Annotated in this window: 11 protein-coding genes; 2 read left to right on the plus strand and 9 right to left on the minus strand. The window is 31.4% G+C overall.

Annotated elements, in window-relative coordinates; genetic code table 11:
- Positions 1 to 49 precede the first annotated feature (49 nt).
- Complete coding sequence (gene argS / locus IFB02_RS01950; RefSeq protein WP_106688206.1) at positions 50 to 1,834, minus strand: arginine--tRNA ligase; 1,785 nt, start codon at positions 1,832 to 1,834, stop codon at positions 50 to 52.
- A gap of 324 nt (positions 1,835 to 2,158) precedes the next feature.
- On the opposite strand from argS, the gene IFB02_RS01955 reads away from it, so the two are divergent.
- On the plus strand, positions 2,159 to 4,222 hold the full coding sequence (locus IFB02_RS01955) for a tetratricopeptide repeat-containing sensor histidine kinase (protein WP_191072970.1): 2,064 nt from the start codon (positions 2,159 to 2,161) through the stop codon (positions 4,220 to 4,222).
- A 1-nt stretch (position 4,223) separates the two neighbouring features.
- Here IFB02_RS01955 and ctlX read toward each other — a convergent pair whose 3' ends face one another.
- Positions 4,224 to 5,156: a citrulline utilization hydrolase CtlX gene (ctlX, locus tag IFB02_RS01960; RefSeq protein WP_191072971.1), complete on the minus strand. Its 933-nt coding sequence runs from the start codon at positions 5,154 to 5,156 to the stop codon at positions 4,224 to 4,226.
- A 52-nt stretch (positions 5,157 to 5,208) separates the two neighbouring features.
- Positions 5,209 to 5,763 (minus strand): thioredoxin family protein, encoded by a 555-nt coding sequence (locus IFB02_RS01965; protein ID WP_191072972.1) that lies wholly within the window; start codon positions 5,761 to 5,763, stop codon positions 5,209 to 5,211.
- A gap of 118 nt (positions 5,764 to 5,881) precedes the next feature.
- Here IFB02_RS01965 and IFB02_RS01970 point away from each other — a divergent pair, with 118 nt between their 5' ends.
- Complete coding sequence (locus tag IFB02_RS01970) at positions 5,882 to 6,307, plus strand: hypothetical protein (protein WP_146131269.1); 426 nt, start codon at positions 5,882 to 5,884, stop codon at positions 6,305 to 6,307.
- 2 nt (positions 6,308 to 6,309) lie between these two features.
- On the opposite strand, the gene IFB02_RS01975 is transcribed toward IFB02_RS01970, so the two are convergent.
- From IFB02_RS01975 to porU, 6 genes are all read right to left on the minus strand, one after another.
- The gene (locus IFB02_RS01975) at positions 6,310 to 6,990 is read right to left on the minus strand and encodes an SDR family NAD(P)-dependent oxidoreductase (RefSeq protein ID WP_106688201.1); all 681 of its coding nucleotides are present in this window, start codon (positions 6,988 to 6,990) and stop codon (positions 6,310 to 6,312) included.
- Positions 6,991 to 7,082: 92 nt separating this feature from the next.
- Positions 7,083 to 8,735, minus strand: a complete 1,653-nt coding sequence (locus IFB02_RS01980; RefSeq protein ID WP_106688200.1) for a pyruvate dehydrogenase complex dihydrolipoamide acetyltransferase — start codon at positions 8,733 to 8,735, stop codon at positions 7,083 to 7,085.
- Between the two features lie 3 nt (positions 8,736 to 8,738).
- Positions 8,739 to 9,737 carry a pyruvate dehydrogenase (acetyl-transferring) E1 component subunit alpha gene (pdhA, locus tag IFB02_RS01985; RefSeq protein ID WP_106688199.1) on the minus strand — a complete coding sequence of 333 codons (999 nt, stop codon included), beginning with the start codon at positions 9,735 to 9,737 and terminating at the stop codon, positions 8,739 to 8,741.
- 91 nt (positions 9,738 to 9,828) lie between these two features.
- A complete protein-coding gene (gene cdd, locus IFB02_RS01990) occupies positions 9,829 to 10,311 on the minus strand; it encodes a cytidine deaminase (RefSeq protein ID WP_106688198.1) in 483 nt (160 codons plus the stop codon).
- An 82-nt stretch (positions 10,312 to 10,393) separates the two neighbouring features.
- Entirely contained in the window at positions 10,394 to 11,626 is a 1,233-nt protein-coding gene (gene porV / locus IFB02_RS01995; protein WP_106688197.1) for a type IX secretion system outer membrane channel protein PorV, read from the minus strand.
- A 32-nt stretch (positions 11,627 to 11,658) separates the two neighbouring features.
- A complete protein-coding gene (gene porU, locus IFB02_RS02000; RefSeq protein WP_106688196.1) occupies positions 11,659 to 15,561 on the minus strand; it encodes a type IX secretion system sortase PorU in 3,903 nt (1,300 codons plus the stop codon).
- Positions 15,562 to 15,748: the final 187 nt, after the last annotated feature.

A 15,748-nucleotide genomic window follows, 5' to 3' on the forward strand; every position in this document is an offset into this window, starting at 1 on the left:
AAAACGCTTTCAATAATTGAAAGCGTTTTTTTATTATTCTATATGTATTTTACATTCGTTCAGGCACATTAATACCTAACAAGCTAAACGCATTTTTTATGGTCTTTGCTACAGTATTAGATAACTGAACTCTAAAAATAATTTCGTTTTTAGTATCTGCACCTAAAATAGATACATTTTGATAAAAGCTGTTAAACGCTTTTACTAAATCGTAAGTATAATTTGCAATTAAAGCAGGACTATGTTGCGTTGCTGCTTGTTGTACCGTATCAGGAAATAATTGTAGTTGTTTAATTAATTCGCGTTCTTTTTCGTGTAAATCTACTTCATTTGCATCTAGTTTCACTGAAGTATCTACATCAGATTTACGAAGTATAGACTGAATTCTTGCATATGTATATTGAATAAACGGACCAGTATTTCCTTGGAAATCTATAGACTCTTTAGGATCAAAAAGGATTCGTTTTTTAGGATCTACTTTTAAGATATAATACTTTAATGCACCAAGACCGATAGTTTTATAAAGTTCTTCTTTTTCGTCTTGAGTATAACCATCTAATTTTCCTAATTCTTCTGAAATTGTTTTGGCGGTAGTTGCCATATCTGCAATTAAATCGTCTGCATCTACAACTGTACCTTCACGACTTTTCATTTTTCCAGATGGTAAATCTACCATACCGTAACTTAAATGGTATAGGTTTTTAGCCCAATCAAATCCTAATTTTTTAAGGATTAAAAACAGAACTTGAAAATGGTAATCTTGCTCGTTACCAACGGTATAAACCATACCGCCAACATCAGGAAAATCCTTTATACGTTGTATTGCAGTTCCAATGTCTTGAGTCATATAAACTGCTGTACCATCTGCACGAAGTACAATTTTCTCGTCTAGACCATCTTCGGTTAAATCGCACCAAACAGAGCCATCTTCACGTTTATAAAATACACCAGATTTTAGTCCTTCGCTAACAAATTCTTTTCCTAAAAGATAAGTTTTGCTTTCGTAATATAATTTATCAAAGTCTACACCAAGATTTTTATAGGTTACATCAAAACCATCGTAAACCCAACCATTCATTTTACTCCAAAGAGCAACTACATCTTCATCTCCTGCTTCCCATTTTTTTAGCATCTCTTGAGCTTCAACTAAAATTGGAGCTTCTTTTTTTGCTTCGTCTTCTGTTTTACCTGCTGCTTTTAGAGTTTCGATTTCTTTTTTATACTCTTGATCAAACTTAACGTAATAATTCCCGACTAACTTATCGCCTTTTAAGCCTGTAGTTTCTGGCGTTTCGTTGTTTCCAAACTTTTGCCAAGCTAACATACTTTTACAAATGTGTATTCCTCTATCGTTTATAATTTGTGTTTTATAAACCTTTTTACCAGAAGCTTTTAAAATTTCGGCAACACTATACCCTAAAAGGTTATTACGTATGTGACCTAAGTGAAGTGGTTTATTTGTGTTAGGCGAAGAATACTCTACCATTACGGCGTCGTTTTCCGCGAAAGCGTTATTAAAACCGTAAGTAGTTTCATCTTTTATTGTATTAAAAAAGTCTACAAAATACGATGCGCTAATTTCTAAATTTAAAAAGCCTTTTACAACGTTAAAACCTTGGACTTCGTTTACATTTTCTACTAAATAATTACCTATAGATTCTCCAATTTGCACTGGATTACCTTTAACAACGCGTAACATAGAAAATACTACAACTGTTATATCTCCTGGAAATTCTTTTCGTGTTGCTTGAAATTCTACCGTTTCTAATTTAGCATCATAAATAGTAGATACAGCATCTTTAATTTTTGCTGTTAATGTATGTTGTAAACTCATGCTTTGGCTATTTTAAAAGCGCAAAGATAGTATTTTTTTAACGCTTTATCAGGTAAATTAGATGAAGTAAAATATCGCTCGAATGTGTCTATAAAAACACTTTTTACTAGGTTGAAAATAAAGGCATAACCGTTGGTCTAATTTTTTGGTATTACCTCTTAAAAATTATGTTTAAAGCAAGGAATTAGTGAATTTTATGCTAAGAAGTAAATAATCCCTCTAAATTTTCTTCTTTAAACTAAACCAACTTAGTTTTTTAGTATTAAATCGTTAGTTGTATCGTTTCTAAGGATTTAGAACTTAAAAAACGCTGTGTAAATTTAAATGAAGAGACTATTAGTCCTATTTCTTGTGCTATTAATTGGATACTTCGGTTTTTCTCAAAACGAAAAGCTGGACAGCCTTACTATTCAATTAGCTTATCAAAATCCTGACTCTTCTAAAGTAAACACATCTGTAAAAATTATCGAATTATTATTTAAAGATAATAACTTTAGTAAGGCCTTACAATTTATACAGCAAAGTGAAAAACTTGCTAGAGATATAAACTACAAAAAAGGTCTTGCCGATATCATTTTTTATAAGGCAAAAATCTATCAAAAAAATGGCAATACAACCAAAGCCATTAACACGTACAAAAACTCTAAACTACTATTTACAGACATTAAAGACACTTTATCTGTTGCTAAAGTAAATAGTAATCTTGGTGTTTTAGAGATTGAAAAAGGACATTATAAAGAAGGTTTAGCTTACGCAATGTCTTCTATTAACGAACTTGAAAAAAGACAGAAATATAACGAGTTATCTAGCATATACAAGAGCCTAGCCAACGCTTATCAACAATCTGGAGATTTAGACAAAGCCATAACTTACAATTTAAAACGACTAAATGTAGATAACCAAACCAATAACATAGATCGTTTGATAGAAACCAATAAAACTTTAGCCGATATTTATGTTATTAAAAATAACTATACACAAGCTATTAGTTATTATGAAAGTGCTTTAGGTTATGCGAACATGGATAATGTTACACTTAGAGCTCAAATATTACCTTATTTAGGTGATGCTTATCTAAAAAAAGAAGATTATAAAACTTCTGCTAAATATCTTGTAGAAGCTATTAAGCTTAATAGAAATCTTCAAAAAAATCGCGAAATGGCGATTGCATTAAATGCTTTAGGCGAATTAAACTTGCTACAAAACAGATTAAAAACTGCTGAAGAACAATTACTAGAAGCTGCAAATTTAGGTAGAATTGAAAATGATGATCAAACATTAATGTATAATTACAAATTAATGAAAACCTTAGATTCTACTAAAGGTAATTTTGAAAATGCATTTGTTTGGCAAAGAGAATATCACAAACTTAAAGATAAATTAGATAAAGAAAAGGCTAGTGTATTACCTGTAATTATTGAAGAACCTATTGAAGAAGTTGTAGATACACTAACTCCAACACAACAAGAACTATTACCTGTAAACACAGTAAGCAAAGACAAATTTGACCGCTTTAAATTAATTTTTTATGCCTTATTAGCCGCATTTGCTGTTGTCTTAACTTTCTTTGTTTTATTCTCTTTAAAACGAAATAACAGATTAAAGTACACTAGAGAATTAGAGGCTAAAAACAAAAAAATAGAATTACAAAACGAAGCTATTTTAGAACAAAGTAAACACCTTGAAAACATTAATAAAGTAAAAGACAAACTGTTTTCTATAGTGTCGCATGATTTAAAAGACTCTTTAACATCTACAAAGGGTTTTATAGATTTATTAAAAGATGGTCAATTAAGCCAAGACGAGTTTCATAGTTTATTACCTGAATTAAGTGAAAATGCTAATAACGCCTCGTTGTTGTTATTTAACTTATTAAATTGGTCTAAATCCCAAATGCAATCTTTAGAGCCTAAACCTAGTTTATTTGACATACAAGAGGTTTTTGCTGATAAAGTAAAATTAATTGACCAAAAGCTTGAAGCTAAAGGCATTAAACTAATAGATAATACCTTAAGAGATTTTATTTATGCAGATAAAAGTATGGTAGAAATTGTTATACAAAACATACTTGCTAATGCTGTTAAATTTTGTGATAAAGGAGATAGCATTTCTATATCCAATCAAATTAGTAATGGCAATGCTATTTTAAGCGTTGCAGATACTGGCGTAGGCATACAAAAAGAAGATCAAGAAAAACTTTTTGGAAGCAATACCTTTACTACTAGAGGAACACAAAAAGAAAAAGGTACTGGTTTAGGACTGACTATTTGTAAAGAATTAGTCGAACTTAATAATGGTAAAATCTGGGTTGAAAGTACACCAAAAATAGGCAGCACTTTTTATGTAGAGCTGCCTAAAAATAAAGTTGAGAATCCTGGTGAGACATGAACTACACCTTCGGTAGAAATACCTCAGCCATCATACACCTCGCACTTCCGCCACCACAAGTCTCTATAGTTTCTAAACTACTAGAAACTATTGGGCAATGTGCCTCTATCTTTTTAATTTGTTCTGTTGTTAAACTGTCGTGAGCAGATTGACTCATTACTAAATATAATTTATCATCTTCACTTCTAACTTGAAGCATGTTTCCTGCAAATTGATGCATTTGTGCTTCGGTAATTTTTATAATTTGTTTTCCATCTTGTTCAAGATGTTTTACTACATTTTTGCGTTCTTTTTTATCATCTATAGTATCTAGACAAATTACTGCAAAAGTTTCGGCTAAACACATCATTACATTTGTGTGGTAAATTGGTAAACGCTTTCCTTCTACGGTTTGATTTGCTGTAAATACTACTGGAGTAAATTCAAAATCTTCACAAAATTCTATAAACAAACTTTCGTCTGCTCTTGGCGACAATGCACAATAAGCCTTTCTATTTACTCTATCTAATAATAAACTTCCTGTTCCTTCTAAAAAAACGCCTTCATCTTCGGCAGAAGTATAATCTACAATATTATTTATTGTAAACCCTTCTTTTTCTAATCGGTTTATAACTTCTTCTCTTCGTTCTCTTCTTCTATTTTCAGCAAACATAGGATATAAAGCTACGTCACCATTTTCATGAAAACTTACCCAATTATTTGGAAATATAGAATCTGGAGTATCTAATGTTACATCATCATTTTCTACAATTACATTTACACCAACTGCTCTTAATTTTTCTACAAATGCATCAAATTCTTCTTGAGCTTTAGCATTAATTTCAGCATTTTTTAAATCTATTTCTTCTTGAAAGTAGTTGTTAATTGCAGTTTGTTCATTCATCCTAAAATTAACTGGACGAATCATTAATATTGTATTTGTTGTTTGTTTCATTTTAATATTATAGTTAGATCTGACAAAAATAAAGTAATTAATTATAATTACGTTATTTCCATTTTATATTACATCCCATAGATGGCAACTGTTGTTGTAATGGTTGTTTATTGTTTAATACCGCTTGTATCGCTTGATCAAGATCTTCTCCAGTTAAATCAATATCGTTACCTGGTCTAGATGCATCTAATCTACCATGGTATGTAGATTTTAAATCTTTATCAAACACATAAAAATCTGGTGTACAAGCTGCATCATAAGCTTTAGCTACTTCTTGAGTTGGATCATATAAATACGGAAAAGGATATTTATTCTGCTTAGCAACGTCTTTCATTTTATCGGGAGCATCTTGTGGATAATTTTCTACGTCGTTACTACTTATTGCAATAAAAGAAACGCCTTTACTTTTATATGTATTAGCTAATTCTACTATTTTATTGTTTACATGAATCACATAAGGACAATGGTTACAGATAAACATAATTACTGTTGCTTTTTCTCCTTTTAATTGCTGAAGATTTAAAGTTTGATCTGACACTGTATCCAATAAAGAGAATTCTGGAGCTAAAGTCTTAATTGGAAATGAATTAGATGGTGTTAACGCCATAATTAAGTTGTTAAATAATTAAATTATTTTTAGTGTTTTACTTTGAATATTAAATAAATTTCTTTTACTTAGAGATAATATTATGTTTTCCCTAACATTCTAACAGATTAATAGCAACATGAGATTTTCCCTTTTCCTATTGCTTTTTGTTACATTTACTGTAGCTAAAGCTCAAGATAATATTGATACTTCAAAATTTTTAGAAGTTAATAGATATAGATTAACTCCTTCTGAACTGGGATTACATAAATATATTAATTCTAATAAAGTCTACCTAAAGATTTATAAAAACAGTAAAGGTAGCATTAAAGAAGACTACAACTTTTTTAAACCTAAAGACAACGAAATTTTATTTTTTTACGGCTATAATCCTGAAACAAAAACTACCGAAATGTATTTTAAAATACACAATAGTTTAAAACACGCCTACAAGAAAAAAGATTTTGAAACCTTAATAAAAGTTGTTGAAATACTACAATACAATATTTTCTACAAAGAAAAATTTTCTAGTGCAGATGCTTATGCTGCTTTAGAGCGCAGTTAATTTTACGGTGTTGAATTAGATACTTGCAATAGTTTACCGTTATAATATTTTTGTCCGTTTAAAGAAAAATCGGCTATATATTCTGCCATTTCTTTAGCAGTTGTTGGTGCAACATAACCAGGAAACGCTTCTTCTAACATCTCGGTTTGTACTGCTCCTAAAGCCAAGACATTAAAACTTGGTCCTGTTTCTTTATATTCTTCAGCTAATAATTCGGTTAAAGTAATAACAGCGCCTTTACTAGAACTGTAGGCAGCTAAACCAGGAAATTTCATACTTCCTTGTACTCCACCCATAGAACTTATTGTAACCACATGACTTGATTTAGTCATATGAGGAATTACGATTCTTGTCATTTCAGCAACACCAAAAACGTTGGTTTTATACACGTATTCAAAATCAGATATAGATGTTTCTGCAAATGGTTTGTTTAATAAAGCACCAGCATTATTAATAAGCACATCAACTTGTTGCCAATTAGCTTTTATAAAATCTTCAACTTTATGATAATCGTCTTCATTACTTAAATCAAACGAAAAAGAGGTTACGTTTTGCAAATTAAGATCAACAACAGGTTGCTCGTTTCTAGATAACGCTAATACGTTAAAACCTTTTTGGGCAAAGATTTGAACTAATTCAAAACCAATACCGCGACTTGTTCCTGTTATTATTATGTTTTTCATCTTAATTTTATTTGGATTATAAAGTTAAAAAAACCTGCTTCAAATAAGATGAAACAGGTTTTATTTTATTTAGTTTTCGCTTACGCGGAAATTTAAACTAGCATTGTTACAGGATTTTCTATATATCCTTTTAATGTTTGAAGGAATTGTGCTCCTGTAGCACCATCAACTGTTCTGTGGTCACACGCTAAAGTTAGTTTCATTGTGTTACCTGGAACGATTTGACCGTTTTTAACAACTGGTTTTTGTACGATTGCTCCAACAGATAAAATTGCAGAGTTAGGTTGATTAATAATAGACGTAAAGCTTTCTATTCCAAACATACCTAAATTAGAAATGGTGAATGTGCTTCCTTCCATCTCATCTAAAGTTAATTTTTTATTTCTAGCTCTACCTGCAAAATCTTTTACTGCTGCACCAATTTGTGGTAATGATTGCTCGTTAGCAAACTTAACAACTGGCACTAGTAAACCATCTTCTACAGCTACTGCTACACCAATGTGTACGTGATTGTTTAATTTCATCTTATCGTCAAACCACTGTGAGTTAACTTGTGGATGTTGCTTTAATGCTAATGCACAAGCTTTAACAACCATATCGTTAAATGAAATTTTTGTATCTGGTATAGAGTTGTATTGTGTACGGAATGCAATAGCATTGTCCATATCAAACTCTACATTTAAGTAATAATGTGGTGCAGAAAACTTAGATTTAGCTAAGTTTTTAGCAATAGCTTTACGCATTTGGCTGTTTGGCACTTCATCAAAATCTTCTTGACCTGAAGGTACAAACTTACCAACTTGAGCAGATTGTGCTGCTGGCGTAAAGTTTTCTATATCACGCTTTACAATACGACCATTTTCTCCAGAACCTTTAACTTGAGATAAGTTAATTCCTTTTTCGTCTGCCATTTTCTTCGCTAATGGCGATACAAAAATGCGTCCGCCAGAAGCAGTTTGAGTTGGCTGAGCAACAGGTTTAGATTCTGTTTTAGTGTCTTGTTTTGGCGTTTCTTTTTTAGGCTCTGGTTTAGATTCTTTTTTAGGAGCTTCTTCTTTTTTAGCTGATGCTTCTCCTCCAGCTTTAAAGTTTTTAGCAACACCTGAAACATCTGTTCCTTCAGGTCCTAAAATAGCTAATAAAGCATCTACTTTTGCAGATTGTCCTTCTTCTAAACCAATGTGTAATAATGTTCCTGATTGAAACGATTCAAACTCCATTGTCGCTTTATCAGTTTCAATTTCTGCTAAGATATCTCCTTCTTCTACTGCGTCACCAACATTTTTTAGCCAAGTTGCAACAGTACCTTCTTCCATTGTATCACTTAATCGAGGCATTGTTACTACTGTAACACCTTCTGGTAATTCTTCTGAAGCACTTTCAGTTGAATCATCATTAGAAGTTGTATCGTCTTTAGTAGTATCTTCTTTTTCTTCAGTTTGATCTTCAGACTTTGTTTCTTCTTTAGCAGAAGATTTTCCGTCTAATAAATCTGAAATATCTTCACCTTCTTCACCAATAATAGCTAAAAGCTCGTCTACTTTAGTAGTTTCTCCTTCGTGAACACCAATATGTAATAATGTTCCTTCGTGAAAAGACTCAAACTCCATTGTTGCTTTATCGGTTTCAATTTCTGCTAAAATATCACCTTCTTCAACTTTATCGCCTACTTTTTTTAACCAAGTTGCGACAGTTCCTTCTTCCATGGTGTCACTCAAACGAGGCATGTTTATTACTTCTGCCATAGCTTATAATTTGTGTTGTATAAATGGATAATCTTCTTGCTCGTAAACAGAATCGTACATTACACTTTTATCTGGGAATGGAGATTCTTCAGCAAATTTTTCGCATTCAGAAACTAATTTTTTAACACGTTTATCAATTTGTTTGATCTCGTCTTCTGTAGCGTAATTATTCTCTAAAATAATATCCTTAACCTGAGTTATAGGATCTATTTTTTTGTATTCTTCTACTTCTTCTTTAGTACGGTAATGTTGCGCATCGGACATAGAGTGACCTCTATAACGGTACGTTTTTACTTCTAAAAATGTTGGTCCGCCACCTTTTCTGGCACGTTGGATAGCTTCGTCAAAAGCTTCTGCAACTTTAATTGGATTCATTCCATCTACTGGTCCACAAGGCATCTCGTACCCTAAACCTAGTTTCCAGATATCTGTATGATTTGCTGTACGCTCTACAGATGTACCCATTGCATATCCATTGTTTTCACAAACAAACACAACAGGTAAATTCCATAACATTGCTAAGTTAAATGATTCGTGTAATGAACCTTGACGTGCAGCACCATCACCAAAACAGCAAATTGTTACTGCATCGCTATTGTGATATTTATCACCAAAAGCAATACCTGCTCCTAAAGGTATTTGTCCTCCAACAATACCATGACCACCATAAAAACGGTGTTCTTTAGAAAATATATGCATAGATCCACCTAATCCTTGAGATGTACCAGTTGCTTTACCATAAAGCTCTGCCATTACTCTTTTTGGATCTACACCCATTCCTATAGGCTGTACATGGTTACGATAAGCAGTTATCATCTTATCTTTAGTCAAATCCATTGCATGTAAAGCACCTGCTAATACTGCTTCTTGACCATTATAAAGGTGTAAAAAACCTCTAACTTTTTGTTGAATGTAAACTGCTGCTAGTTTATCTTCAAACTTCCTCCAAAATAGCATGTCTTCATACCATTTTAAATACGTTTCTTTAGTTATTTTTTGCATTGGTGACGTTTAAAAAATTTTAACGGTTAACAAAAGTAACATTTTAGTTAGTAATGAAAAAACCGAAATTGGTAAAAATTTTACGAAATCGTTATAGCACGCTTCTATCAAAACCTAATGGTAATAAATTGGCTAACGAGTCTGATTTAACAACCTTACCTGTCTCTCCCATAAAGTATATTTCTATAGGTAGATTTTGTTTGTTTTCGTATTCTGATATAGCTTGACGACAAGCTCCACAAGGTGGAATTGGCGTTATTGTAGGATGTATTTTTGATCCTGCAGATATTGCCATTCTTACTATTTTTTGATCTGGATGTTGTGCTCCTGCAAAATATATTGCTGTTCGCTCTGCACATAATCCTGACGGATAAGAGGCATTTTCTTGATTACTTCCTGTTATTATTTGATTATTTTCTAACAATAACGCTGCTCCAACATTAAATTTAGAATAAGGCGCATAAGCTTTATCTCTTGCTTCGATTGCTTTTGCCATTAAATCTTGAACATCTTTTGGTGTATCGTTTAGATGATCAAAAACCTGTAAAGTGGTTTCTATTTTTATTTCTTTCATAATAATAAAGATACTAAACTATTATAGACAAAAAAACTATTGCTTTCACAATAGTTTTTTTTTGTTTTTTTGTTTAATGCTTTTAATACTCGTCGTAATTTCCTGCGCCTAAGTTAAAAGTTAAAGAGAATCTTAATGTACCTTCTAAAGGACTTGGCACTTTTGCTGAAGAAAACAAGTAGGACATATCTAAATTTAATACGTTGTATTTAAATCCTGCTCCCAAAGCAAAAAACTTTCTTGCACCTTTAGTTTCACTTTCATGAAAATATCCTGCTCTTAAAGCAAATGCATCTTGGTAAACATATTCTGCTCCTAATGCATAGGTTATCTCTTGCATTTCTTCTTTAAATCCACCTGGCGCATCACCAAATGATTGAAAAATCCCTGATAAGAAAGGCACATCGTTATCTTTTCCTGCTACAATTTGTGTAGGTTCGCTTTCGTCTACATCTGGTGTTGCTGGATCATCGTTAGTTTGTTCTCCATCTCCATTTGTATCGATAAAACCATATTGTGGTGGCGTAGGAACTAATAGTTTTGAAAACTCGGCAGTTACACCAAGTTTATTATACTCGTCAAAAATAAAATCAAAACCAGCACCTAATCTTAAATTTGTTGGCTGAAAGTTTTCTTGTCCAGCCTCGTCATATTTAAATTTTGGTCCAATATTTTGGATTGCAAATCCACCTCGCCAACGTCCATTAAAATCACTGTAAGCTTGTTCTTCACTTTGATAAAATCCAGAAATATCTACTCCAAAAGTACTTGCTGCACTTGCATCGTTATTTCCTGTATTAAGTTTTAAATCTGATCTTAAATAGCGCATAGTTACTGCCATACCGTATTGATCACTTAATCTTAATCCGTAAGATAAATCTAATGTGAATTCGTTTGGACGTTGAATTAATGCTTCAGAAAACTCGTCTTCAACAAATTCTATATCTCCTAAAGAAAAGTATTTAAAACTTGCTGCGACAGCACTTTGCTCGTTAATTCTATTAAAATAAGTTACATTACCTAAGAAAATATCGTTAACTAATTTACTTAAATACGGTGTATAACTTACTGCAACACCAGATTGATCTTCTGAAAAAGTATATTTTGAAGCATTCCATTGTTGCGAAAACGCATCTACAGATGTAGCTACTCCCATATCACCTAAAGCAGCAGCTCTAGCGTCTGGTGCAATTAATAAAAAAGGAACTCCTGTAGTTATTACCCTTGTATCACTTGGATTGATTACTACGTTATCCTGCGCAAATCCACTTAATGTTAAGCAAAAAGAAAGCGCTATTAATATTTTATTTTTCATATATATAATTTGTTAGCAAATATAATTTATTATTAAAGTATTACAAGTTTCTCTATTTTTTCTGCTGTTTTATTTGTTGAAGGTGAATGTACCTTTAGTTTGTAAATATAAGTACCTTTTCCTATTTTTTGACCAAAATCATCTCTTCCATCCCAAATTATATCTCTAGATGTTCCTGCTGTAGTTGATCCACAACACGATTTATTTCCAGAATCTGTAGAACCGTTTAATGTTCTAACCAACTTCCCTGAAATTGTAAATATTTGAACTGAAATATTTAATGTTTCTGAACTATTATGGCTAAACCAAAATTCGGTATAATTTACAAATGGGTTTGGATAATTTAAAACGTTGGTTAGTACCAAATCTTCATTTTCTTTGAAAACTACAAATTGAATTTCGGTAGTTGAAGAGTTATTATAAACATCCCAACCTTTTACTGTTAATGTATGTAAACCTGGCTCTAAATTTCTGAAAGGAAAAGATAATGATCCTTTTGTATAATCGTCTACATCTGCAATGTAATAATCGTTTAAAATGTAAGGATTAACCTCATCTCCATCTAAAATTGCTACAATATCATGACCAATTCCACTTGCTGTATTTATCCCGTTTTCATCTTGTAGTTTTGCAAGTAGCATTGGTGACTCATTAGTTATTCCTCCAGAAACAAAGGTTTCATCATTCATATACAATTGTATAGTTGGACCAATATTATCTTCGGCTGCATTAGGATTTATTCCTCCAATTTTTAAGGTATTTAAACTAGCTCCTGTTTTGTCTAATAACGAGTTTTCTTTAACTGCATAAAAACTAACTTTACCTGTACCTACAGGAATTCCAATATCTTTAGGCACTATAAAATCAAATTCAAATTGACCATTAGTTATAGATGCTTGACCTCTAAATACTAATGCACCTAATGTATTGTAATCTAATATTATTACACCGTTTGCATCTGATGTATTATCGTTTCCTAAAGTTTGACGCTCTATCTCTTTGTCAAAAATAGTTGCTGTTAATGTTCCGTTATAATCTGTAAGTATATTTCCGTTTATATCTGTAACTTCACCAGCTAACTTAGCATAACCTAATGCTTGTAAAACATCTGTTTCTTGATCTATTGGCACATCATTAATTCTTGTTAAACGAATATTAGGTTGTGGTATGGATAGATGTAAACCTGGATCGCCAATAAAGAATGCTAGATTTTTTTGCGAAGAGGTAAACGACGGATCATTTTTTGCTAACCTTAATGCTTCTGCAACACTTGGATATTCGTGATCTGAATAAGTATCATTATCGCTGTAAGAGAACAAATATTCTTTTAAAATTTTATTAAAATCTCTACCAACAGTAACAAATATTTGTCGCGTTGTTGTTATTAATCCAATTGCTCCAGCATTTTTATTCCAATAAATTAGCTCGCCTGCAGTTTCTCTTAATGGGTTATCAAATCTAGTAAACTCACATGTAACTGTTATAAAAATATTTAACTTACATTCGTTATTTAATGCTTGTACATTTGGTTTTTGATAGATACGCTCAAAAGCTAATCCATCTTCTCCTCCATGTCCGAAATAATCTACTACTAAAGCTCCTTTTTCTATTGCATTGGATATAGCTTCTGTAACTTCAGGATATCTATCTCCTCCAGCAGACGCTTCTTGTTGATAAGCATCTGTATGAATTTTTGTAACGTTGATAAATGGTTTGTTATCTGAGACTTCATCTGCTACTAAATCTGTAGTTTCTTGTAAGGTAGCTTCCCATTCTTCATCTACATCATCAGATATAACTACAAAATTATTTCTCCAACTTCCTAGTGCTGCTTGAGAATAGTAAGCGACTACTTTATCTACCATATCTTTTGCTAATTGAGGCGAATCTGCAACAATACGTCCAACTGCTAAATCTAGCTTATTGGCGTTATTAAATGCGTCTAGATTACCTTCACCTTGATCTAAATAGCCATAAAAATCGTCTGAAATAAATGAATTGGAAAGATTAAAACTACTATAGGCATTCCAAGTTGGAAAATTATATGTATTGGAAGATACTCTTCCTTTATAATCAAAAGAAGAATCTCCAAAAATGCATAAGTATTTTAATTTGTTAGCATTAGTACTTGCGTTATCGTAAATGTATTTAACAAAATTTCTAATACCTGCTATATCTGGATTTCCAGAGGAAAATTCAGCATAAATTTTTCCTAAGGTTACTACTTTAACTCTATACCCATATTTATCTCGGTTAATTTGAGCTAATCTTTGGGCTTGAGCTAAATGAGATGTCGTGGTTAACATTAAATAATCTACGTCTTCAAATGCTCCATTTTCATTTAAAAAAATGGTTCCTTTTAAATTTTGATTTACAACTGTACTGTTTTCTAGAGCTATTGGCACATAATAATTTTGAGAAGTAACTGCTACAAACTTATTTTCTTCTCCTAAATTAGTATTAAAAGAAAATGTTTGATCTGCATTTTGGTTTACAACCGTACTTACATTATAAAGATCTGTAATATTCCAAATTTCTTGAACTTGACTTGCATTACCTAAAGAATATTGTGCAATTCCCGTTCCTTGAAAAGCATTTTGGTTATAAAACTTAAACTGATTTCCTGTAAATTGTAATTGTCTTGTAGCTTTAATAGAAATGTAATCTAAGTACGCACTTGCACTTGGCACACCTTGATTGTTGTAATCTAATGTAACTGAAATGTTATCTGAAGTAACATTTATATCGTTATTAAAACTTCCTCCAGATGCATAAACACCATCTGCAGGATTGGAACTAGAAATATTAATAACTCCAACAGAATTATTATTTACACTAACCGAAAAATTAGTTGTTGTAGGTGCAGATGCAGCAGTATATACTTTTAATCTTACTGGTTGATCAGCAACCAAATTTGGAAAATTAAAATTAAACGATTGGTTATTTTCTACGCTAAAGTCTTCTCCAAACCATCTTCTTCCTACAAAAACTAAATTTACATCATCAATCTCATGGTATTTATAATCTTGAAATGTTGTAAAAATTTGGTCTGCATTTCCAGTTGGTTGATTGTAGGCTTGTATTCTTTTTCCATTACCAGAACCTATATTTATATAATAAACTGTTCTATCACTATAAGGGTTAATATTGGTATTTATATTTTGTTGATCTACATCTGCAGTTGGTCCTTCGGCATAAAAAAGAATATAATCGTTATCATTAAAAACACCATCTTGCTCACCTATAACTTTAATAGCATTTTCTTGCGGATCTAATGGGTAATTACCTGTGTTTGTAAATGGCATCATCATTCCTCCATTTCCATAAATCTTGATAGTCCTAGGATCAAGATTATTAACATTTATTCCTAACTGACTTAAAAAATCTTTATTAAGAATATGTACACCTGAAGTTTCTACTTGAAATTTATACCAACTACCAGTAGATAAAACTGAATTTGTAATAGCTTGATTTGCACTAAAACTTCTTTGGTTATTATTTTGATTAGAATAGTTTAAAACAAAAGAAGTTACGCGTTTTATTGTATTACCGTCTTTTACGTATGGTTTAAGCTTAAAAACAACATAATTTTTTAATCTACCTTTACTGTTTTTTAACGAATACTCCAGTGTATCAGGTATAGAAGAAAGTTTTAATCCTTTTAATTCTTCTCTAGAAACTGTTTGAAATGCTAAGTTATTTAAAGTCACAGTATTTTCATTAACTGGTAAATCACTAATCCATTGATTTACGTAAAAAACACCTTGATCGATATTAAAATCAAAATTTTCTTTAGGTAAAAAATGAGGTACAGTAACAGAATAAGTATCTGCCTTCATGGTTTGATAACCATCCCAATTAAGTACTATGTTTTTTTGCTGAGAAAATAATATAGAGCAAAAAAGTAAAAGTGTGATTAGTATAATCTTTTTCATTGCAATAGTAACGTCAAATTTTAGATGATATTATTTATTTCTTAATAATTTCATAAAACTGATTCAAAATTACAATAATAAAATTGAATAACACACGTTATACAGACTGAAAACAACGATTAAAAACATTCAAAACATCGTTGTAATGTAAATAAACAGGATGAAATGCAATATTTTTTTATTCAAA

The organism is Mesoflavibacter profundi, assembly GCF_014764305.1.
In the GTDB taxonomy this organism is placed as follows: Bacteria; Bacteroidota; Bacteroidia; order Flavobacteriales; family Flavobacteriaceae; genus Mesoflavibacter; species Mesoflavibacter profundi.

Coding starts and splice junctions, on each gene's coding strand:
- argS (WP_106688206.1), bottom strand. CDS start 1,834: ATGAGTTTACAACATACATTAACAGCAAAAATTAAAGATGCTGTATCT.
- IFB02_RS01955 (WP_191072970.1), top strand. CDS start 2,159: ATGAAGAGACTATTAGTCCTATTTCTTGTGCTATTAATTGGATACTTC.
- ctlX (WP_191072971.1), bottom strand. CDS start 5,156: ATGAAACAAACAACAAATACAATATTAATGATTCGTCCAGTTAATTTT.
- IFB02_RS01965 (WP_191072972.1), bottom strand. CDS start 5,763: ATGGCGTTAACACCATCTAATTCATTTCCAATTAAGACTTTAGCTCCA.
- IFB02_RS01970 (WP_146131269.1), top strand. CDS start 5,882: ATGAGATTTTCCCTTTTCCTATTGCTTTTTGTTACATTTACTGTAGCT.
- IFB02_RS01975 (WP_106688201.1), bottom strand. CDS start 6,990: ATGAAAAACATAATAATAACAGGAACAAGTCGCGGTATTGGTTTTGAA.
- IFB02_RS01980 (WP_106688200.1), bottom strand. CDS start 8,735: ATGGCAGAAGTAATAAACATGCCTCGTTTGAGTGACACCATGGAAGAA.
- pdhA (WP_106688199.1), bottom strand. CDS start 9,737: ATGCAAAAAATAACTAAAGAAACGTATTTAAAATGGTATGAAGACATG.
- cdd (WP_106688198.1), bottom strand. CDS start 10,311: ATGAAAGAAATAAAAATAGAAACCACTTTACAGGTTTTTGATCATCTA.
- porV (WP_106688197.1), bottom strand. CDS start 11,626: ATGAAAAATAAAATATTAATAGCGCTTTCTTTTTGCTTAACATTAAGT.
- porU (WP_106688196.1), bottom strand. CDS start 15,561: ATGAAAAAGATTATACTAATCACACTTTTACTTTTTTGCTCTATATTA.